We start from the raw sequence: 20,257 nt of genomic DNA on the forward strand, positions 1-20,257 counted from the left end.
GTCATCGAGTGCCAACGGCACGAACGGCGCATCCTCGAGCGCAACGAGCGCCGGCGCCTCGAGCACCACGGCCCCCTCCCCGACCAGCCCGGCGCCGTCGTCGTCCGGCGCGTTCAGAGTCGAGATCACCTCCGTGACGTACGCCAACGGTGCGTACGACGCGGTCGTCACGACGCGCCCCGGCGCCACGTTCTTTCTGGCCCCGACCTCCCCGGGCGCCAACGGCATGTCACCGTCAGCATCGGCGGGGGGCGTCTGCACTGCGGGAACCAAGGGCGTCCAGGGCATGCTGACGACGTACTCGCTGCACTGCCCGGGCGAGCAGAATGCTGCGACGCTCCTCATCGTGCGCGTCGCGGGCGGCGGCTCGGGAGCCAGCGTCGCCACCCCCCTGGCTGTCGGCACGACGCCGTGAAGCGCGCCCGTCGCGCGATCGCGGTCGCGACGCTCCTCGCGCTCACCGGCTGCTCCGCGCAGGCCATCACCCCGGCGTCCCCGTCGTCGAGTCGCATGACGCGGCCCTCCGTCGTCCCCACCATCGATCTGCCCGAGGGCACGGGCCCGACGGATCCGGATGTCCCCGCCGAAGGTTCGACCGATGCGCCCGAATTCGTCCCGACACAGATCTGGGTTCGTTCGGCGACCTACACCCGGGGCTCGTACGCCCTGACGCTCGCGACTGCGCCCGAGGCCGACTTCGTTCTTCAGAACACGCGAGCCGCGGGCGGTGGGCAGCTCATCCCAGGAGGTGACGCTGATCCCCAGTGCAGCAAGACCTCGGAGAAACCCCTGTCTGCACCGATCAAGGGTGCCCTGAAGAACGTCACCCACCTCGTGACCCTGACGTGCCACGTCACCGGCGCGCTGAAGCGTCCTGCCATCTCCGGCCTCTGGGGCGACGCCACGCACACGGGCGCGACCTCGGCGATCTTCGCGCTCGGCGATGCCAAGGCCCAGGGCAGTCCGCAGACAGATCCGGACGCGCCGATCCAGGCCGACCAGCCCGTCGACACGCAGGTCGTGTCCGCCCACTACCAGGGCGAGAACGTGACGGTGACGGCGTGGGCCACCGAATATGCCGCACTCACGCTCGCCGTCGCTGAGGCCCAGGACACGAATGAGTTCCCTGAGTGCACGACGGCCTTGTCGCCCGAACATCGCCCGGGTGTGAAGACGCCGACACAGCAACGGCTGTTCACGATCACCTGCTCGAACGTCAAGCGCCCGACGACGTGGGGGCTCGACGTCGCTCAGGCCACGGGAGAACTGGGTCAAGAGGCGGTCTTCACGAGCACGACCGTGCAGCTGCCGTGGAAGGCAGCGCCATCTGGTGCGCGGTCAGCATCCGCGTCGGTTTCATCGACGTCGGCGACGGCATCGACCTCGGCGAAATAGCTTCGCCGAGCCTCAGACGAGCGCTGCCACCTGCGGCAGGATCGCGCGGAAAGCTCGCCCGCGATGGCTGATGGCAGCCTTCTCGTCCGCGGTGAGTTCGGCCATGGTCCGGCCGTCGGGCAGTTCGAAGATCGGGTCGTAGCCGAACCCGTTCGTACCGCGCTGATGGCGCGTCAGGCGCCCTTCGACATGGCCGAACTCCACCTGCGTCGACTCGTCGGGAACCGCGAGCGCCACGCAGCACATGAAGCGCGCGGTGAGCTCGTCCGCGGGCACGTCGCCGGTCTGGGCGAGCAGCAGGTCGATGTTCGCCTGATCCGCGCCATGCGTGCCCGACCAGCGTGCCGAGAACACGCCCGGACAGCCACCGAGGACGTCGACGGCAAGCCCCGAGTCGTCGGCGAGCGCCGGCAGACCTGTCGCGCGCGCAACGTCATCGGCCTTGAGGCGCGCGTTCTCCTCGAACGTCACACCCGTCTCGACGGTGTCGGCCAGGTCGGCGAACTCGCCGACGCTCACGACGTCGATGGGCAGCTGCGCTGCGTCGAGCAGGTGCTGGAAATCCGCGATCTTGCCGGCGTTGCGGGTCGCGAGCACGACGCGGGTACGTGCCTCGGCGGGGCGAGCGTCGCTCACTGCAGGCGCTCGCGAGCGTCGGCGGCGAGAGCGTCGCGCTGCTTCGTCGTCAGGTCGGCGATGCCGTCGGCGGCGAGGTCGAGCAGGGCGTTGAGCTCGTCACGGCTGAACGGCGCACCCTCGGCGGTGCCCTGCACCTCGACGATGCCGCCCGAACCCGTCATGACGACGTTCATGTCGGTCTCCGCCGTCGAGTCCTCGGGGTAGTCGAGGTCGAGCACCGGCTGACCGGCGACGATGCCGACGCTGATCGCGGCGACCGAATCCGTCAGCGGCTTCGCCTTCTTCGCGATGAGACCGCGCGCCTGAGCGTCGGCGATGGCATCCGCGAGCGCTACGTACGCGCCGGTGATCGACGCGGTGCGCGTGCCGCCGTCGGCCTGCAGGACGTCGCAGTCGATGACGATCGTGTTCTCCCCCAGCGCCTTCGTGTCGATGACGGCGCGCAGGCTACGCCCGATGAGGCGGCTGATCTCGTGGGTGCGGCCACCGACCTTGCCCTTGCGCGCTTCGCGGTCGCTGCGGGTGTTCGTCGAGCGCGGCAGCATCTCGTACTCGCTCGTCACCCAGCCGGTGCCCTGGCCCTTGAGCCAGCGCGGCACGCCCTCGGTGAACGACGCAGCGCACAGCACGCGCGTGCGACCGAACTCGACGAGGCAGCTGCCCTCGGCATGATCGAGCCAGTTGCGGGTGATGCGCACCTCGCGCAACTGATCGGGGGTGCGGCCGTCGTGGCGGGGGGTGGGCGTGGCTGCGTCAGTCATGGCGTCAGCCTATCGAGTGCGGCGAGGCCTGCTGAGCGGCACCGCAGCCTGGAGATGCCGCTCGCGCTCGCCTGACGGCCGTGGACCCGCCATCCTGTGGGGGCTCACACGCTAGGAGCGCCAGGTGAACGCCGGCTAGTGCGTGCCGGCACCGGCTCGCCGGGCATCACACGAAGGTCTGACGAATCTCGTGGCGTGCCCCGTCGACGACGACGTGCGCGAGGGATCCGTTGATGAGGACGTTGCCGGGTGGCACGTGACCGAAGTCGACATCGGCGACGATCGGCACGTTGAGGCTCCCCAGCGCATCGAGGATCGCGTCGTCCTGCGTCAGACCGGCTCGTTCCGGCGCACCGGTCCGGCCGATGAGCACCGCTGATGCCCCCTCGAACCACCCCGCGAGGCGCAGCCCGTGGAGCATGCGCGCAGCATCGAGCGAGGGTGCCTCGCAGTTCTCGAGGTAGACGATGACGCCGTCATCCTCGTGGTCGCGAGCGAAGCGGCGCACGTCGCCGTACGGGGTGCCCGCGAGAAGGCACACGACGTCGAGGCATCCGCCGATGAGCCGTCCGGAGACGTCGACGCGCGGCTCCCCCGCGAGTACACGCCACGACGTCGGCTCGCTCAGATCCATGCGGTCGGCGCAGGGGTGACGCTCCCAGTCGTCGAACCCACCGCGCCGACGCACGCGCGGGTCCTCCTGGATGAAGGACGCCCTGGCCGGCATCGTGGCGGCGTCGAGCCAGTGCACGGTGCCCTGCGGGAGCCCGTACGGCGCGTCCATGAGGTTCTGTCCATGCATCGTTGCGACGCCGGAGCGCAGCGTCAGCGGGAGCAGCAGCGTCGAGATGTCGCTCCACCCGACGACCCAGGTAGGGTCCGCTCGCAGCGCGTCGTGGTCGAGCAGGTCGACGAGGTCGATGGCCAGCTCCCCGCCCCACGGCGGGACGACGGCGCGCACCGCTTGGTCGCGGACGAACGCGTTGAACTCATCGGCCCGTGCACGCGCGGAGCCGCTCGTGATGCCGTCACCGATCAGGCACTCGCCGAGGACCACCTCGAAACCGCGGCCACGCAGCCAGTCAGTGACGAAAGTCAGCCGTGCCTCGTGTTCGGGTCGAACCGGCGCCGACGGGGCGGTCACCGCAACCGTGTCACCGGGACGCAGCGGGCGGGGGTAGCGAATCTCGGTCGACATGCCGTCATCCTGGCATTCGACCGTGAGCAAGCGCACGCGAATTTGCTCCGCCCCCGGTGCGCGCCCCCGTCAGCCGGTGTCGTTCTGACGGCGCGACACTGCGCCACCCGAGGATGGCGCGTAACTCACAGGTAGGCATGCAGCAAACCCCTACCTGTGAGTCATCCGCCATCCTGGCGCGACGGCACGCCGTCCGTCGACGGCGCGCGACGCCCGTCAGAGCTCGTAGGTCTCCCCCGCGACGGCGACCTCGACGTCGCCCTCCCACACGGTGCGAGCATCCCGCAGGCAGTCCTCGACGGGCGTCCACGTCGGGATGTGGGTGAGCATGAGCCGCTTCGCCCCCGCGTCCTTGGCCGTCTGCGCGGCGCGCGAGCCGCTGAGGTGGACGCCGCGCATCTCGTCGTCGCGACCGTCGACGAAGGCCGAGTCGGTGAGGACGAGGTCGGCGTCCCGCTCGAGCTCGACGAGTCCCGGGCAGGCGTCCGTGTCACCCGTGTACGCGAGCACGGCGCCATCGGCCTCGACGCGGAGCCCGTACGCCTCGACGGGGTGGTTGACGAGGTGCGGCGTGATGCGCAGCGGGCCGATCTCGAACGTCTGACGGTCGACGAGGTCGACGAAGTCAAAGGCTGTGCCCAGGTCTTCGGGCTTGCCGACGGCGTAGGCGCGCGTCAGGCGCTCGCGTGCGCCCGCGGGTGCGTGCACCGGCAACTTGGCGTCGAAACGACCGAGCGGGTCGTAGTTGCGCACGACGTAATAGCTGCACAGATCGAGGCAGTGGTCCGGATGCAGGTGGCTGATGACGACGGCGTCGATCTCGTCGACCTCGCGGTAGCGCTGCAGCGCGCCGAGCGAGCCGTTGCCGAAGTCGAGCAGCACCGAGGTGCGCCTGCCGTCGGCCTCCGCCTCGACGAGGTAGCAGGAGGCGGGCGATTCAGGGCCCGGGTAGGAGCCTGAGCAACCGATGATGGTCAGTTTCACAGCGCCGCCTCACGCGTCACCGCGGTCACCTCGGGGCCGAGGAAGCGCCGCGCGAGGGTCTCGAACGCGGCCGGGTCGCCCGTCGTCATCCACTGGTGCTGCGTCGCGCCGAGCTCGGGATCGCGCAGCTGACCGATGTCGGCGAGCACGCGGTAGACGTCCTTCGCCGTCTCCTCCGCCGACGACACGAGCGTCACCGTCGAGCCCACGACGTAGCTGATGACGCCGGTCAGCAGCGGGTAGTGCGTGCAGCCGAGGATGAGCGTGTCGACGCCTTCGTCGACGAGGCCGTCGAGGTACTTGTGCGCGACCGTCAGCAGCTCCGGGCCGGAGGTGATGCCGGCCTCGACGAACTCCACGAACCGCGGGCACGGGACGCTCGAGATCTTGACCTGCGGCGCTGCGGCGAAGCTGTCGGTGTAGGCACCACTCTGGTGCGTCGCCTCCGTCGAGATGACGCCGACGCGGTTGTTGCGCGTCGCCGCGGCGGCGCGGCGCGTCGCCGGGCGGATGACCTCGACGACGGGCACGTCGTAGCGCTCGCGCGCGTCGTGCAGGACGGCTGCGGACGCCGAGTTGCACGCGATGACGAGGGCCTTGACCCCCTGCTCGACGAGCGAATCCAGGCATTCGATGGCGTACTGCCGCACCTCGGCGATGGGTCGCGGGCCGTAGGGCGCGCGGGCGGTGTCGCCGAGGTAGATGATCTTCTCGTGCGGCAGCTGGTCGAGCACGGCGCGCGCCACGGTCAAACCGCCGTAGCCGGAGTCGAAGATGCCGATCGGTGCGTCAGTCACGCTTTTCAGGGTAAGTCGTGACGTGTAGTGCTACTCACCGGTTGCGACCTGACGAGGTGTGAGGCTGCCCATATCGCATCGCTTCGGCCGCCCGGAATGGGCGCCGTCAGGCGTCGTCCTCGTCAGCGACGTAGGTGTTGGCGAGCACGCCGATCTCGGGGATCTCGACCTCGACGCGCTGCCCGGCCCGCACCTGGCCGACGCCCTCGGGGGTGCCGGTGAGGATGACGTCACCCGGCAGCAGCGTGAACGCCTGCGACGCGTGCGAGATGAGCTGCGCGACGTCGTGGATCATGTCGGACGTCGGCCCGTCCTGCTTCACCTCGCCGTCGACGCGTGTCGTCACGCGTGTGGCGGACGGGTCGAGCTCGGTCTCGATCCACGGCCCGAGCGGGCAGAACGTGTCGAAGCCCTTGGCGCGCGACCACTGGCCGTCACTCTTCTGAAGGTCGCGGGCGGTGACGTCGTTCGCGATCGTGTAGCCGAAGACGACCTTCATCGCTTCCTCGACGCTCACCTTCTTGCACATGCGCCCGATGACGACGGCGAGTTCGCCCTCGAAGTCGACGCGTTCGCTGATCGACGGCATGACGACGGGGTCGTTCGGGCCGACGACTGCGGTGTTCGGGATGAGGAACATGAGCGGTTCCTTCGGCGCCTCGCCGCCCATCTCGCGCGCGTGTTCGGCGTAGTTCTTGCCGATGGCGACGATCTTGGAGCGCGGGATGACGGGCGCGAGCAGACGCACGTCGTCGACCTGGTGGACGGCACCCGTCAGCTCGATCTTCGTGTAGAGCGGGTCGCCCGTGATCTCGGCGATCTTCTCGCCCGCCCCGTCGACCAGACCGAACATCGGGTCATCACCCGTCGTGAACCTCGCGATACGCATGTGCCCATCCTATTTCGTCGTCGCCGGCCAGCTGACGGGGTGTGTCGGCAGCAGGCGGTGGATCGCAGCGCCGTGGGTCGAGTTCTAGGATCGACGGGTGATGGAGCAGGTCGCGGTGATGACGCCGGCGCAGTGGCGCGAGGGGGTCGCCGCCCACGAGGCACGCGTGGCCCCGCACGTCGAACCGCATCTCGGTCGTCGCAAGGAGCACCGCAAGCATCCCGTCGAGGATTTCCTCTTCGTCTACTACTCCTACTCCCCCGGCAAGCTGCGGCGCTGGCACCCGGGCGCAGGCGTCGCGTTGCTCGTCGACGAGCGCGGTCGCACGCCCATCACCGACGACCGGTTCACCCGCCGCATCACGACGGCCGAAGGGGATGCCGATGTCCTTGACGTCGACGAGTTCGTCGACGCACGCGACCGCACCATCGCGTTCGTCAGGTCGCTGCTCACCGCGACGCTCGATCGCGCCCCGCACCTGGGGTGCTTCGGGATGCACGAGTGGGCGATGGTCTACAAGCTCGCGCCGGGCGAGCAGCGCCACGAGCAGTTGCCGCTGCGCCTGAGCCAGGCCGCGACGGACGACGTCGTCGAGGCCGCCGACATCCGCTGCACGCATTTCGACGCCTACCGCTTCTTCACGCCCGACGCCGTCGAACTGAATCGCGAGCGCCCGACGCGCGAGCGTCAGGTCGAGTTCGAACAGCCTGCGTGCCTGCACGCAGGGATGGATGTCTACAAGTGGGCGCACAAACTCGCGCCTCTCGTCCCGAGTGACCTCGTGCTCGACGCGTTCGAACTCGCCAAGGAGATCCGCACCCTCGACATGGAGGCCAGCCCCTACGACGTGCGCGGTTTCGGCTACGGCGTCGTCCCCGTCGAGACGCCGCGTGGCCGCGCCGAGTACGTTCGTCGTCAGCGCGAGTTCGCCGAAAGTTCGCAGGAGTTGCGACGACGCCTGCTCGACGTGCTGGAATGTGCCGCCCCCCGCGCCCTGACACATCTGCGACTGACGTCCACTTCTGGAACCGTTCTCAACCTGGTCGATGAATCGCGAATATGGACGAAAGTCGCAGAGGGGGACGAGATGCGCCGACGTGAACAGGATCAGCCGCTGAGGATCAGGGGTGGCAATCGAGGGTGAGGTGTCGTTCGAGGTAGCGGGCGACGCCGTCGGCATCGTGGGGGCCACAGGTGTCGTCGGCGATCGCGAGCACCTCGTCGTGAGCGTTCTCGACGGCGACGCCGCGCCCGGCCCATGTCAGCATCGGGATGTCGTTGGGCATGTCGCCGAAGGCCCACACGTCGTTCGCGTCGATGCCCCGCTCCGCGCACCAGGCCTCGAGGCGGGCCGCTTTCGTCACGCCCGGGGCGCTGATCTCCGCAAGCCCTGCCGCTCCTGAGTAGGCCAGCACTCCACGCCCACCGAGGCACTCCGTCAACGCCTCGACGAACGCATCGCCGCGCCATGCCTCGTCGCGTAGCAGAATCTTGCCGACGACGACGTCGGGCGGCAGCGCGGTCAGCTCACAGTCACGGACGGCGGCGTCGTGCGCCGGCATGCCGGCGTGGGCGTCCGGGTAGGCGGCGCTTCGGAACATGCCACGCTCGGTCTCGACGGCCGCTCCCGCATCCGGGAAGCGTCGCCGCAGGTGCTCGACGACGGCGAGTGCCTCATCCGCGGTGAATCCATCGGCCTCGATGACGCGCCGTGTCGCGAAGTCGTAGACGAACGCCCCGTTCGCGCAGATCGCCAGGGTGTGGACGCCGACATCGTCGGCTGTCGACTCCGGCGATCCGGCAGCACCCACGAGTTCCGCGAGGTGATCGAGCCAGCGCGGTGGACGCGCGGTGACGACGATCGTCTCGATGCCGCGCGCACCGAGCCCCGACCACACCGCGCGCGTGTGATCGCTGACGCGCCCGTCGGTGTCGAGCAGGGTGCCGTCGAGATCACTCGCGACGAGACGCGGGATCGGCCCGGCACCCGTCGCGCGGGATGCCGGGCCGTCACGCCGAGCAGTCGTCATGGGCGCGGCCCGCCGTCAGATGAGGCGCGTCATCCAGCCGCGCGTGTCCTCCGCGGTGCCCTTCTGGATCGCGAGGAGTGCCTCGCGGATCTTCGTCGCGTACGGGCCGGCCTCGCCCTCGGGTCCGGACGTCACCTCACCGTCCGTCCACACGAGACGCCCCACGGGCGTGACGACGGCGGCCGTGCCACACGCGAAGATCTCGCTGATCGTGCCGTCGTTGCAGCCCTCGATCCACTCCTCGATCGTCACGCGACGTTCGACGGGCGTGAGGCCAAGGTCCTTCGCGAGTTCGAGGATCGAGTCGCGCGTGACGCCCTCGAGGATCGTGCCGGTGAGCTGCGGCGTGACGAGCTCGCCGTCCTTGGTCACGAAGAAGACGTTCATGCCGCCGAGCTCCTCGACGTACTTGCCCTCGACCGAGTCGAGGAAGACGCTCTGGTCGCAGCCGCGCTCGTTCGCCTCGATCTGTGCGGCGAGCGAGCTCGCGTAGTTGCCGCCGCACTTCGCGGCGCCCGTGCCACCGACGCCGGCACGCGAGTAGTCGCGCGACAACCACAGCGACACCGGCTTCACGCCGCCCTTGAAGTACGCACCCGCGGGCGAGGCGATGACGCAGTAGGTCACCTCGCGGCTCGGACGCACCCCGAGGAACGCCTCGGACGCGAACATGAACGGGCGCAGGTAGAGGCTCGCCTCGCCGGCGTCGAACGCGGGCACCCACGACTCGTCAGCCTTGACGAGCGCCTTCAGCGACTCGACGAAGTCGTTCTCGTCCATCTCGGGCAGCGCGAGACGCTTCGCCGAACGGTTGAAGCGCGCCGCGTTCTTCTCGGGGCGGAACGTCCAGACCGAACCGTCCTCGTGACGGTAGGCCTTCATGCCCTCGAAGATCTCCTGCGCGTAGTGCAGGACGGCCGCCGCCGGGTCGAGCTGGAACGGGCCGTACGCCTTGACCTCGCCGTCACCCCACCCGGAGCCCTCGCGCCAGATCGAGACGACCATGTGGTCGCTGAACTTCTGTCCGAAACCGGGGTTGCTCAGGATCTCGGCGCGCTCCGCGTTAGCGCGCGGGGCGGGGTTCGGCGTCATCGGGAACGTCAGGGCCATGGTCTTCTCCAAGTTGGCAAAAAGTGGGATGCGTCACTGTGTGGCCCCAGGTTAACGCCGAAGCAGCACGGCGGGCGTCATCGGGTCCGGGGCGAGCGCGGAGCGTCGACGATGTTGCCCGGGTTTCGCGGCAACCTCGCCGCGAAACCCGGGCAGCATCGGGAAGATGTCAGAGGCGGGCGGCGATCGCGTCACCGATCTGCGACGTCGAGCGGGTGGCGTCACCGCGTGACGCGACATCCTCGGCGACGGCCTTTTCGACACGGCGTGCCTCGTCGCCGCGCCCGAGGTGTTCGAGCAGCAGCGCGGTCGACAGGATCGTCGCGGTCGGGTCGGCCTTGCCCTGGCCGGCGATGTCGGGGGCCGAGCCGTGCACGGGCTCGAACATGCTCGGCGCATTTCCTTCGGGGTTGATGTTGCCCGATGCGGCGAGCCCGATGCCGCCGGTCACGGCCGCGGCAAGGTCGGTGACGACGTCGCCGAACAGGTTGTCGGTGACGATGACGTCGAAGCGCGAGGGATCGGTGACGAGGTAGATCATCGCCGCGTCGATGTGCGCGTAGTCGTGCGTGACGTCGGGGTATTCGGCACCGACCTCCTCGACGGTGCGGCGCCACAGGTGGCCCGCATACGAGAGCACGTTGTGCTTGTGCAGCAGCGTCAGCTTCTTGCGATCACGCCTGTTCGCGCGCTCGAACGCGTCGCGGACGGTGCGCTCGATGCCGAAGCGGCTGTTGACGCTCACCTCGGTCGCCATCTCGTGCGGCGTGCCGACACGCAGCGCACCACCGTTGCCGGTGTACGGGCCCTCGGTGCCTTCACGGACGACGACGAAGTCGATGCCGCCGCGCGCAATGTCCTCACGAAGCGGCGTCGAGACACCCGGCATCAGCTTGCTGGGGCGCAGGTTGATGTAGTGGTCGAGCTCGAACCGGATGCGCAGCAGCAGCTCGCGCTCCAGCAGGCCGCTCGGCGCGCTGGGGTCACCGATCGCCCCGAGCAGGATCGCCTCGTGGCCGCGGATCTCCTCGAGCGCCGAGTCGGGCAGCGTCTCCCCCGTCGCGTGCCAACGCTTGGCGCCGAGGTCGTACTGCGTCGTACTCACCCCGCCGTCGGTCACGGCGTCGAGAACCTTGAGGCCTTCGGTGACGACCTCGGGGCCGATTCCGTCGCCTGCGATGACTGCGAGATCGATGTTGCTCATGCCCCGCAGATTAGCTGCTCGTCTTGCCATGCGAAACGCAGGTCTCGCGATGCGAACCGCGCAGGGCGCAGCCGTCAGGCGCTCGCCACCAAGGCGATCCCTGCGAGCACGACAAGCGCGCCGACGAGCTTGCGCGCCACCCCGCGCTCCTTGAACATCCACGCCCCGAGCAGCGCACCGACGACGATGCTGCTCTCCCGTGCCGGTGCGACGAGGGCCACGGGCGTCGACTGCATCGCGACGAGGACGAGGACGTACGCGAGCGGCGACAGCACGGCGATGACGGCGGCCTCCCGCCACCAGCGCCGACAGATGGCGGCGACCTCGGCGCCCGCCCGGCGCGAGCGTTCGAGCCCCGGCGTCAGCAGGACCGTCTGCCACGCGGTGCCGAGGGCGAAATAGACGACCGGGTCGAGGCTCAGGTGCGTGACGCTCACGTCGTCCCACAGCGTGTACCCCGCGATCGCCGCGCCCGTCAGCGCGCCCCACTTTAATCCGTCCGCGGCGCTGTGATGACGCTCGCCACCCCGCGCGCTCGCTACGACGACGATGCCCGCGATGATGACGAGCCCGCCGAGCAGCGCGGCCGGCCCGGGCTGTTCGCCCCCGAACGCGACAGCGACAAGCATCGTCAGCAACGGTCCGACGCCGCGCGCGAGGGGGTAGACGACGCCGAGGTCGGCCCGGTCGTAGGCGGTCTGCAACCACAGTTGGTAGACGATGTGGATGACGCCGGAGACGATCGGCGCCCACAGCAGCGATCACGTCAGCGGCCACCCCTGGGAGGCGAGGACGGCCAACCCGATCGGCAGCCACACGATCGCCGACAGCACGTCGTAGAACCAGACGAAGACGTATCCGTCCCCAACGACGCGTTTCGCGGCGATGTTCCACACGGCGTGCAGGAGTGCTGCGGTCAGCACGAGAGCGAGGCTCGTAGCGCTCATGAAGTCCTTGCCATCACGCAGGTCCGCGCCGGAGCGGACATGCGAGGAGCCGACGAAGGCGCCCGCCGGGGCGAACCGATCGGTTCGGCGCGGCGGGCGTCGCCGGGGAGGGAAGTGGTCAGTCCACCTTGCGCGCGGCGCCCTTGTCGGCGCTCTGCGCGAAGCGCGCGAAGATCTTGAGTGCCGCCGAGACGGGGCGGTGACGGTCGACGGGCTCCCAGCCGCGCTCGTCCTGCTCGGCGCGACGGCGCACGAGTTCGGCGTCGTCGACGAGCAGGTTGACGCGACGGTTGGGGATGTCGAACTCGATGACGTCACCGTTCTTCACGAGACCGATGGCGCCACCGGCCGCAGCCTCCGGCGACACGTGCCCGACGGACAGACCCGAGGAGCCCCCGGAGAAACGACCGTCGGTGATGAGGGCGCACTTCGGGCCGAGCCCGACGCCCTTGAGGTAGCTCGTCGGGTACAGCATCTCCTGCATGCCGGGGCCGCCCTTGGGGCCCTCGTAGCGCACGACGACGACGTCGCCGGCGTCGATCTCGCCCTTGAGGATCATCTCGACGGCCTGCTCCTGGCTCTCGGCCACCTTGGCCGGGCCGGAGAAGTTCCACTGGTGCTCGGGCACGCCGGCCGTCTTGACGATGCACCCGTCGGGGGCGAGGTTGCCGCTGAGCACCGCCAGCCCACCCTCGCTCGTGTAGGCGTGCTCGACGGAGTGGATGCAGCCGTTCTCCGGGTCGGTGTCAAGGCTCTTCCAGCGGTTCGTCGAGCTGAACGCCTCCGTCGTGCGCACCCCGCCCGGCGCGGCGTGGAACAGTTCGGTGGCCTTCTCGGTGGCTGAACCCGAGCGGATGTCCCAGTCCGCGAGCCACTGCTCGAGCGATGGGCTGTGCACCGAACGGACGTCGCGGTTGAGCATGCCACCGCGATCCAGCTCACCGAGGATGGCGGGGATGCCACCGGCGCGATGCACGTCCTCCATGTAGAACTGGTTGCTGTTCGGCGCGACCTTGACGAGGCACGGCGTGACGCGCGAGAGCTCGTCGATGTCCTCCTGGTCGAAGTCGACACCCGCCTCCTGCGCCGCGGCCAGCAGGTGCAGGATCGTGTTCGTCGAACCACCCATCGCGATGTCGAGACGCATGGCGTTCTCGAACGCCGGCTTCGCGGCGATCGCGCGCGGAAGCACCGAGTCGTCGTCGCCGTCGTAGTAGGTGCGGCACAGGTCGACGACGAGTCGGCCCGCGTCGAGGAAGAGTTCCTTGCGCGCGGCGGCCGTCGCCAGCGTCGAACCGTTGCCCGGCAGCGACAGACCGAGCGCCTCCGTCAGGCAGTTCATCGAGTTCGCCGTGAACATGCCCGAGCACGAGCCGCACGTCGGGCATGCGCTCTGCTCGATCTTCGTGATCTCCTCGTCTGAGACCGTGTCGTCGACCGACTTGATCATCGCGTCGATGAGGTCGAGACGCGTCTCAGCCGTGCCGTCCTCCCCGATGACGGCCTTGCCGGCCTCCATCGGCCCGCCGGAGACGAACACCGTCGGGATGTTGAGACGCAGCGCGGCGAGCAGCATGCCCGGCGTGATCTTGTCGCAGTTGCTGATGCAGACGAGCGCGTCGGCCTGATGCGCGTTGACCATGTACTCGACGGAGTCGGCGATCACCTCGCGGCTCGGCAGCGAGTACAGCATGCCCGAGTGACCCATCGCGATGCCGTCGTCGACGGCGATCGTGTTGAACTCACGCCCGACGCCGCCGGCCTCCTCGATGGCGCCAGCGACGAGCTGACCCATGTCCTTGAGGTGGACGTGACCCGGCACGAACTGCGTGAAGCTGTTCGCGATCGCGACGATCGGTTTACCGAAGTCGCCCTCCCCCATGCCGGTCGCGCGCCACAGGGCACGCGCACCCGCCATGTTGCGTCCGTGAGTCGTCGTGCGTGAGCGAAGTTCAGGCATGCGTTCAGTCTCCCAATTTCGAGCAAGCGGTGCGAGAGGCGTTCAGAGAATGACCGAACCCGGCCACCTCGAAGGGTGTCCGGGCCCGGCTCAGCAGCGGCTAAGGCTTCAGGATCAACGGCCATCTTCTTTCGGCCGCTTCGTCAACGCTCGCTCCGGCAGGATCCTCACTACGTTCCGGTCCTACCGCCGCTCGCGCGATCCTCAGCGGCCAGCCGAACCCTCGACATAGTCCGAATCCGTGTCCGAGTCCTTCAGCCACGACATGAGGCCACGCAGTTCCTTGCCCGTCTTCTCGATCGGGTGCGAGGCGCCCTTCTCGCGCAGCTTCTTGAACTCCGGCGCGCCAGCGTCCTGGTCGTCGATGAAGCGCTTGGCGAAGTTGCCGTTCTGGATGTCGGTGAGAACGGCCTTCATGTTCTCCTTGACGCGCTCGTCGATGACCCGCGGGCCCGAGACGTAGTCGCCGAACTCGGCCGTGTCGGAGATCGACCAACGCTGCTTCGCGAGGCCACCTTCGACCATGAGGTCGACGATGAGCTTCAGTTCGTGCAGGCACTCGAAGTACGCGACCTCCGGCTGGTAGCCGGCCTCCGTCAGCGTCTCGAAGCCGTACATGACGAGCTGGCTCGCGCCACCGCACAGGACGGCCTGCTCACCGAACAGGTCCGTCTCGGTCTCCTCGGTGAACGTCGTCTTGATGCCGCCGGCACGCAGGCCGCCGATGGCCTTCGCGTACGCCTTCGCGAGATCCCAGGCCGAACCCGAGGCGTCCTGCTCGACGGCGACGATGACGGGCACGCCGCGACCGTCGACGTACTCACGACGCACGAGATGGCCGGGGCCCTTCGGCGCGACCATGACGACGTCGGCGTCCGACTCGGGCGTGATGTAGCCGAAGCGGATGTTGAAGCCGTGGCCGAACAGCAGCGTCGTGCCGGGCTTGAGGTTGGGCTTGATGTCGTTCGCGTAGACCGTGCGCTGCACCTGGTCGGGCGTGAGGATGACGACCACGTCGGCTTCCTTCACCGCGTCGGCGACCGAGAGAACCGTGAGGCCCTCGTTCTCGGCCTTCTGCTTCGACTTGCTGCCCTCGGCGAGGCCGATGCGCACGTCGACGCCCGAGTCGCGCAGGTTGAGCGCGTGGGCGTGGCCCTGCGAGCCATAGCCGATGACGGCAACCTTCTTGCCCTGGATGATCGACAGGTCGGCGTCGTCGTCGTAGAACATGTCAGCCACGGGAGAAACTCCTCTTCATCACGTCCGCCGCATCGAAGCGGCGGCCTGTTCGGTTCGATTCTGCCCGAGCACTCACTCGGGCGGAAAGTTCAGTTCTTCTTCTTGTCGCGCGCCGAGATGGCCTTGGAGCCGCGACCCAGACCGACGACGCCGGACTGCACGAGCTCGCGGATCCCGAACGGCTCGAGCGTCGTGAGCAGCGCCTCGAGCTTCGTGAGCGTGCCCGTCGCCTCGATGACGACCGACTCGTTGGTCACGTCGATGATGTTGGCGCGGAACATCGTCACGAGATCGATGATCTGCGAGCGCGTCGCGGCGTCAGCCTTCACCTTGAACAGCACGAGCTGACGTTCGATGGCGCTCGCGTGGTCGAGTTCGACGACCTTGAGCACCTCGACGAGCTTGTTGAGCTGCTTGACGACCTGCTCGAGCGCGACGTCGTCGGCGTCGACCGTGACCGTCATGCGCGAGACGTGCGGATCCTCCGTCTCCCCCACGGCGAGGGAGTGGATGTTGAACCCGCGTCGCGAGATCAGCCCGGAGATGCGCGCGAGCACACCCGACTTGTTCTCGACGAGCACGGACAGGATGTGGCGGTTCGTCGTCATCGCTGCTGCTCCTTCGTCTGCGCGGCGTCGGCTGTGGCAGCGCCATCCTCGCGGGCCGCTTCGACCGCCTCGTCCTCGTCCGGGATGTTGACGTCGTCGGCGTCGTCCTCGTCGCGATCCCAGACGGGCGTGATGTCGCGCGCCATCGTGATGAGGTCGTTGCTCACGCCGGCGGGCACCATCGGCCACACCATCGCGTCGCGCTCCACGACGAAGTCGATGACGACGGGACGGTCGTTGATCTCGAGCGCCTGCTTGATCGTCGCGTCGACGTCCTCGGGCCGCTCGCAGCGCAGGCCCACGCAGCCGTAGGCGTCGGCGAGCTTGACGAAGTCGGGGATGCGGCTGCCGCCGTGCGAGGTGTGCAGGTCGGTGTTCGAGTAGCGCTCGTTGTAGAACAGCGTCTGCCACTGGCGCACCATGCCGAGGCTCGAGTTGTTGATGACGGCGACCTTGATCGGGATGTCGTTGATGACGCAGGTCGCGAGTTCCTGGTTCGTCATCTGGAAGCAGCCGTCGCCGTCGATCGCCCAGACGGTGCGCTCCGGCTCGGCGGCCTTCGCACCCATCGCGGCGGGCACCGAGTAGCCCATCGTGCCGAGGCCGCCGGAGTTGATCCACGCGTTCGGACGGTCGTACGTCACGAACTGGGCCGCCCACATCTGGTGCTGGCCGACGCCGGCGACGTACGTGCCCTCGGCCCCGGTGAGCGCCGAGATGCGTTCGATGACGTACTGCGGCGCGAGCTTGTCGTCCTCCGGCGTCGCGTAGCCGAGCGGGAACTGCTCCTTCCACGACGCCGTCGTCTCACGCCACGTCGCGTAGCGCGAGGTGTCGACGTCGTCGAGCGCACGCGCCAGCTCGAGCAGCACCTCGCGCGCGTCGCCCACGATCGGGACGTCGGCGTATCGGTTCTTGCTGATCTCGGCCGGGTCGATGTCGGCGTGGATGACCTTGGCCTCGGGCGCGAAGCTGTCGAGCGCACCGGTGACGCGGTCGTCGAAGCGGGCGCCGATCGTGATGAGCAGGTCGGCGCGCTGCAGCGCCGTCACGGCGGGGACGCTGCCGTGCATGCCCGGCATGCCGAGATGCAGCTCGTGGCTGTCGGGGAAGGCGCCGCGCGCCATGAGCGTCGTCACGACGGGGATCTGCGTCTGCTCGGCGAGCGCCTTCAGCTCCTTGCTCGCCTCGGCGCGGATGACGCCGCCGCCGATGTAGAGCACCGGGCGCTCCGCTGCGCGGATCATCTCGGCGGCCGCCTTGATCTGCTTGGCGTGCGGCGTCATGACGGGGCGGTAACCGGGCAGTTCGAAGCGCGGCGGCCACGAGAATGTCGTCTTCGACACGAGCGCGTCCTTCGTGATGTCGACGAGGACCGGGCCCGGGCGGCCGCTGCGCGCCACGTGGAACGCCTCGGCGATGGCGCGCGGGATGTCGGCCGGGTCCGTCACGAGGTAGTTGTGCTTCGTGATCGGCATCGTGATGCCGCGGATGTCCGCTTCCTGGAACGCGTCCGTACCGATGGTCTTGGAGCTGACCTGGCCGGTGATGGCGACGATCGGCACGGAGTCCATGTACGCGTCGGCCAGGGGCGTGACGAGGTTCGTCGCGCCGGGGCCGGAGGTCGCCATGCAGACGCCGACCTTGCCGGTGGCGGCGGCATAACCCTGCGCCGCGTGACCGGCGCCCTGCTCGTGGCGGACGAGGATGTGGCGGACGGAGACCGAGTCGAGCAGCGGGTCGTAGGCCGGCAGGATCGCACCGCCGGGCAGGCCGAAGACGGTCTCGACGCCCTGCGCCTCGAGCGCGAGGACGAGGCTCTGCGCGCCGGTGACGCTCACCTGCTCGCCTGCGCGCTTCGCCGCGACGTCACCCGGGGTGGGTGCGCGATCGGTCGTCGCCGTATCGCTCATCAGTACTCACCACTTTCACCTGGAGGTCGTGCACGAGGGTCTGGCATCAAAAAATCCCCCAGCCTGTGCGGCGATGAGGGATCAGCGTGCGTCGTGTCGGTCGAACCGATCAGAACGCACGCTGCGTGAGTACGAGAACCTGTGCCATGTCACATAGTTTTGTCGCGGGGTTACTCATGGGTCAACATCGTGAGACGCGCATCTCACGATGCGGTCAGCGAAGGGCGGCGTTCGGTGTCCGCGTCAGCCCGCCGTCCCGGGGCGAGCGGTGGTGAGGCTCGCGCCGCCGGGCAGGAACGAGGTCCACGCTCCGGTGGTCTCGAGCACGGCAGCCGAGGCCGGCACGAATCCGCGCGTGACGACATCGATGTCCGCGCCCTCGCCGGCACACAGGTCATGGGCAAGCTGCGGCAAACCCGGCGCGTGGCCGACGACGATCGCGCTCGTCGCCTCGGGCGCCGTCGCGTCGAGTTCGTGGACGACGGCCAGCAGCGTCTGCGTGTCGGCTTCGCAGACGGCGGGCTCCATCGTGATGATGACGCCATGGCCCGTCTCGTCCTGGATGGCGGCCCACGTCTCGCGGGTGCGCAGCGCCGGCGAGCACACGACGACATCGCCGAGCAGCCCCTCGTTCTTGAGCCACCGGCCGACGGCGCGGGCCTCGCTCACGCCACCGTCACTGAGGTGGCGCGCTTCGTCACCGTCAGGGCCGGCCGGTTCGGCGGTGGCGTGACGAAGGAGTACGAGACGTCGGGTGGTTTCACTCACCTGCTCATCTTCGTCGCCGCGTACGCCTCACGCCAAACGCGGCCACGCGGCCCGCATGAGGCCGCGACGCTCTGGCCGCCATCGTCGCTCGGCGTGGCCATCGACGATCGCATCGGCGTCGGCCGTTCGGCCTTCAGTCGGAGGTCCGTGCCGGACCGATCTCAGGCGGGGCTCGCCCAGACGACGAAGTTGTTGGTGTGGTGCTGCGCGTTGGCCCAGCCGCTCGAGGAGTCGCAAGTGACGAGTGCGAGGACCGGGGCGGCGCTCGCGCCCCACACGCGCGAGTCGTTCTGCAGCGCGTTCTTGTCGACGCTGGCCTTCGAGGTGATGACGAAGTCCTTGTGCGTGCCGTCGGCGTAGGAGATCGTGACCCGGCCACCGACCGGGGCGCTCGACAGCTTGTAGAACACGTCGGGCCCGTTGTAGGTGACGTGGCCCGCGAGCACACTGATGCCCGGCTTGCCCGGGGTCACACGCCCGTATCCGGTGAACTGCTGGATGACGCCGCTCGGCGGGTTCAGCACGCCCCCGTTGAGCCCGCCGGGCACGATGCTGTGATCGAGCCCGATGCTCGGGATCGAGATGTTGACCGCGGCGGACCTCGGAACCGCGACGCTCGCGCCACCGCTTCCTCCGCCGGGTTTGGAGACGCCGCTCGATGCGCTCGCACGCGGCGTGGCCGAGCCGCTGGGACGACCGGCTGACGATGGGCCGCTGGTCTGAGGGGCCGGGGCAGCCGACGACGACGCGGCCGACGTGCTCGACGCTGCCGTGCCCGACGGCGAGGGCGCGGAGCTGGACGACGTGACCGAGACGGACGACGGCGATGTCGACGATGCTGAGACGGAGACGGACTTGTCCGAGCTTCCCCCACCGCTACCACACGCACTCAGACAGAGCGCGACCGAGACCGCGCCGACACACTTCCCCAAGGTGTTCTTCATGGCGTCAGTCTAGGTCGCCCTGGACGCGGTGACGCCGGGATCCGTCGAGGACCCCGGCGTCACCGTGCATCGCGAGACGCTCGTCAGCGGCGCGCGCGACGCGCCACGACGAGCCCGCCACCCGCGAGGGCGAGGGCGCCCAGGCCGGCCGCGGCAGCGGTGGTGTCGTTCTGGTTCGTGACGACGCGGTCCGTCTCGACCTTCGGGCCCTGACCCGTGGTGGTCGGGGCCGACGTGGTGGGAGCCGGCTTCGTCGGCGCGGGCTTGGTCGGAGCCGGCTTGGTCGGCGCGGGCTTGGTCGGGGCCGGCTTCGTCGGGGCCGGCTTCGTCGGCACCGGCTGCGCGGTGGGCTTGCCTGCGGCGGACCAGTCTGTGAACGGAAGGACAGTGGGCAGGCCGGCACAGCTCGACGGAACGCGACCCGAGACGCTGAAGGAGGAACCGGTCGAGGCAGCGTGTGCCGTCACCGTGATCGGCTTGCCTGCGTAACCCCCGACGGCGTAGACGGTACGGCTCGCCGTGTAGGGCGAGACGTTCTTCGTCACGAGCGGCTTGAAGCCCGAAGCCGTGAACGTGACCTGCGACTCCGTCTTGTTCAGCGTGCGGTAGCCGAATGCGAAGTTCGGCTTGCCCTTGTCGCACCAGTAGGTCATCGACGTGTACTGCAGGTTACCGCTGATGTGCGTCTCAGCCGCCTGCGATGCGCCTGCACCTGTGAAGGCGAGCGCGCCGACGCCGACCGCTGCGAGACCAGCAAACTTCTTCATGATGGCACCTTTCGAGATTTCCTTTGGACTCGGCGGTGCGTCATGCTCTGCGCGGCCCCCGCAGGGATCGCGGTGAACGCTGACCCCTCCCCGCCTGTGATTCA

At 68.9% G+C, this 20,257-nt stretch carries 22 protein-coding genes; 4 read left to right on the forward strand and 18 right to left on the reverse strand.

Features of this window, described 5'->3' with window-relative positions:
• The first annotated feature begins 133 nt into the window (after positions 1 to 133).
• Positions 134 to 415, forward strand: a complete 282-nt coding sequence (locus AX669_RS07905; protein WP_006945861.1) for a hypothetical protein — start codon at positions 134 to 136, stop codon at positions 413 to 415.
• The gene (locus AX669_RS07910; RefSeq protein ID WP_062257686.1) at positions 412 to 1,395 is read left to right on the forward strand and encodes a hypothetical protein; all 984 of its coding nucleotides are present in this window, start codon (positions 412 to 414) and stop codon (positions 1,393 to 1,395) included. Before AX669_RS07905 ends, AX669_RS07910 begins: the two co-directional genes overlap by 4 nt.
• Before the next feature lie 12 nt (positions 1,396 to 1,407).
• Here AX669_RS07910 and rdgB read toward each other — a convergent pair whose 3' ends face one another.
• From rdgB to AX669_RS07940, 6 genes are all read right to left on the reverse strand, one after another.
• Positions 1,408 to 2,031: an RdgB/HAM1 family non-canonical purine NTP pyrophosphatase gene (gene rdgB / locus AX669_RS07915; RefSeq protein ID WP_062257688.1), complete on the reverse strand. Its 624-nt coding sequence runs from the start codon at positions 2,029 to 2,031 to the stop codon at positions 1,408 to 1,410.
• Entirely contained in the window at positions 2,028 to 2,795 is a 768-nt protein-coding gene (gene rph / locus AX669_RS07920) for a ribonuclease PH (protein WP_006945987.1), read from the reverse strand. Before rph ends, rdgB begins: the two co-directional genes overlap by 4 nt.
• Before the next feature lie 166 nt (positions 2,796 to 2,961).
• Positions 2,962 to 3,993 (reverse strand): S66 peptidase family protein, encoded by a 1,032-nt coding sequence (locus tag AX669_RS07925; protein ID WP_062257754.1) that lies wholly within the window; start codon positions 3,991 to 3,993, stop codon positions 2,962 to 2,964.
• 216 nt (positions 3,994 to 4,209) lie between these two features.
• A complete protein-coding gene (locus AX669_RS07930; protein ID WP_062257689.1) occupies positions 4,210 to 4,977 on the reverse strand; it encodes an MBL fold metallo-hydrolase in 768 nt (255 codons plus the stop codon).
• On the reverse strand, positions 4,974 to 5,774 hold the full coding sequence (gene murI, locus AX669_RS07935; protein ID WP_062257691.1) for a glutamate racemase: 801 nt from the start codon (positions 5,772 to 5,774) through the stop codon (positions 4,974 to 4,976). The genes AX669_RS07930 and murI overlap by 4 nt, the downstream gene beginning before the upstream one ends.
• Positions 5,775 to 5,880: 106 nt before the next feature.
• Positions 5,881 to 6,663 (reverse strand): fumarylacetoacetate hydrolase family protein, encoded by a 783-nt coding sequence (locus AX669_RS07940; RefSeq protein WP_038567485.1) that lies wholly within the window; start codon positions 6,661 to 6,663, stop codon positions 5,881 to 5,883.
• Positions 6,664 to 6,763: 100 nt separating this feature from the next.
• Here AX669_RS07940 and AX669_RS07945 point away from each other — a divergent pair, with 100 nt between their 5' ends.
• The gene (locus AX669_RS07945; protein ID WP_369815074.1) at positions 6,764 to 7,807 is read left to right on the forward strand and encodes a 3-methyladenine DNA glycosylase; all 1,044 of its coding nucleotides are present in this window, start codon (positions 6,764 to 6,766) and stop codon (positions 7,805 to 7,807) included.
• Here the strand turns inward: AX669_RS07945 and AX669_RS07950 are convergent.
• The 11 genes from AX669_RS07950 to AX669_RS13665 form a co-directional block, all read right to left on the reverse strand.
• Complete coding sequence (locus tag AX669_RS07950; RefSeq protein ID WP_062257693.1) at positions 7,785 to 8,693, reverse strand: HAD family hydrolase; 909 nt, start codon at positions 8,691 to 8,693, stop codon at positions 7,785 to 7,787. The two genes, AX669_RS07945 and AX669_RS07950, sit on opposite strands and share 23 nt — an antisense overlap.
• Positions 8,694 to 8,708: 15 nt before the next feature.
• The gene (locus tag AX669_RS07955) at positions 8,709 to 9,803 is read right to left on the reverse strand and encodes a branched-chain amino acid aminotransferase (protein WP_062257695.1); all 1,095 of its coding nucleotides are present in this window, start codon (positions 9,801 to 9,803) and stop codon (positions 8,709 to 8,711) included.
• Between the two features lie 169 nt (positions 9,804 to 9,972).
• Complete coding sequence (locus AX669_RS07960) at positions 9,973 to 11,007, reverse strand: 3-isopropylmalate dehydrogenase (RefSeq protein WP_082740725.1); 1,035 nt, start codon at positions 11,005 to 11,007, stop codon at positions 9,973 to 9,975.
• Positions 11,008 to 11,081: 74 nt separating this feature from the next.
• Positions 11,082 to 11,711 (reverse strand): EamA family transporter, encoded by a 630-nt coding sequence (locus tag AX669_RS07965; RefSeq protein ID WP_369815072.1) that lies wholly within the window; start codon positions 11,709 to 11,711, stop codon positions 11,082 to 11,084.
• Positions 11,712 to 11,768: 57 nt separating this feature from the next.
• Positions 11,769 to 11,954 carry a hypothetical protein gene (locus tag AX669_RS14220; RefSeq protein WP_369815073.1) on the reverse strand — a complete coding sequence of 62 codons (186 nt, stop codon included), beginning with the start codon at positions 11,952 to 11,954 and terminating at the stop codon, positions 11,769 to 11,771.
• Between the two features lie 118 nt (positions 11,955 to 12,072).
• Entirely contained in the window at positions 12,073 to 13,914 is a 1,842-nt protein-coding gene (gene ilvD, locus AX669_RS07970; protein WP_006945871.1) for a dihydroxy-acid dehydratase, read from the reverse strand.
• 204 nt (positions 13,915 to 14,118) lie between these two features.
• A complete protein-coding gene (gene ilvC / locus AX669_RS07975; RefSeq protein ID WP_006945953.1) occupies positions 14,119 to 15,153 on the reverse strand; it encodes a ketol-acid reductoisomerase in 1,035 nt (344 codons plus the stop codon).
• A gap of 89 nt (positions 15,154 to 15,242) precedes the next feature.
• A complete protein-coding gene (gene ilvN, locus AX669_RS07980) occupies positions 15,243 to 15,761 on the reverse strand; it encodes an acetolactate synthase small subunit (protein WP_006946034.1) in 519 nt (172 codons plus the stop codon).
• On the reverse strand, positions 15,758 to 17,674 hold the full coding sequence (locus AX669_RS07985; protein WP_062257699.1) for an acetolactate synthase large subunit: 1,917 nt from the start codon (positions 17,672 to 17,674) through the stop codon (positions 15,758 to 15,760). The genes ilvN and AX669_RS07985 overlap by 4 nt, the downstream gene beginning before the upstream one ends.
• A gap of 243 nt (positions 17,675 to 17,917) precedes the next feature.
• Positions 17,918 to 18,442, reverse strand: coding sequence for a histidine phosphatase family protein (locus tag AX669_RS07990; RefSeq protein WP_062257701.1), 525 nt, complete (start codon positions 18,440 to 18,442; stop codon positions 17,918 to 17,920).
• A gap of 161 nt (positions 18,443 to 18,603) precedes the next feature.
• On the reverse strand, positions 18,604 to 19,026 hold the full coding sequence (locus tag AX669_RS13665) for a class F sortase (protein ID WP_255356535.1): 423 nt from the start codon (positions 19,024 to 19,026) through the stop codon (positions 18,604 to 18,606).
• A gap of 172 nt (positions 19,027 to 19,198) precedes the next feature.
• Here AX669_RS13665 and AX669_RS13670 point away from each other — a divergent pair, with 172 nt between their 5' ends.
• Positions 19,199 to 19,399, forward strand: a complete 201-nt coding sequence (locus tag AX669_RS13670) for a hypothetical protein (RefSeq protein WP_050786539.1) — start codon at positions 19,199 to 19,201, stop codon at positions 19,397 to 19,399.
• A 70-nt stretch (positions 19,400 to 19,469) separates the two neighbouring features.
• Here the strand turns inward: AX669_RS13670 and AX669_RS13675 are convergent, their stop codons facing one another.
• The gene (locus AX669_RS13675; protein WP_062257703.1) at positions 19,470 to 20,153 is read right to left on the reverse strand and encodes a hypothetical protein; all 684 of its coding nucleotides are present in this window, start codon (positions 20,151 to 20,153) and stop codon (positions 19,470 to 19,472) included.
• Positions 20,154 to 20,257 lie beyond the last annotated feature (104 nt).

Source organism: Dermacoccus sp. CCH2-D9 (assembly GCF_001556795.1).
In the GTDB taxonomy this organism is placed as follows: Bacteria; Actinomycetota; Actinomycetes; order Actinomycetales; family Dermatophilaceae; genus Dermacoccus; species Dermacoccus nishinomiyaensis.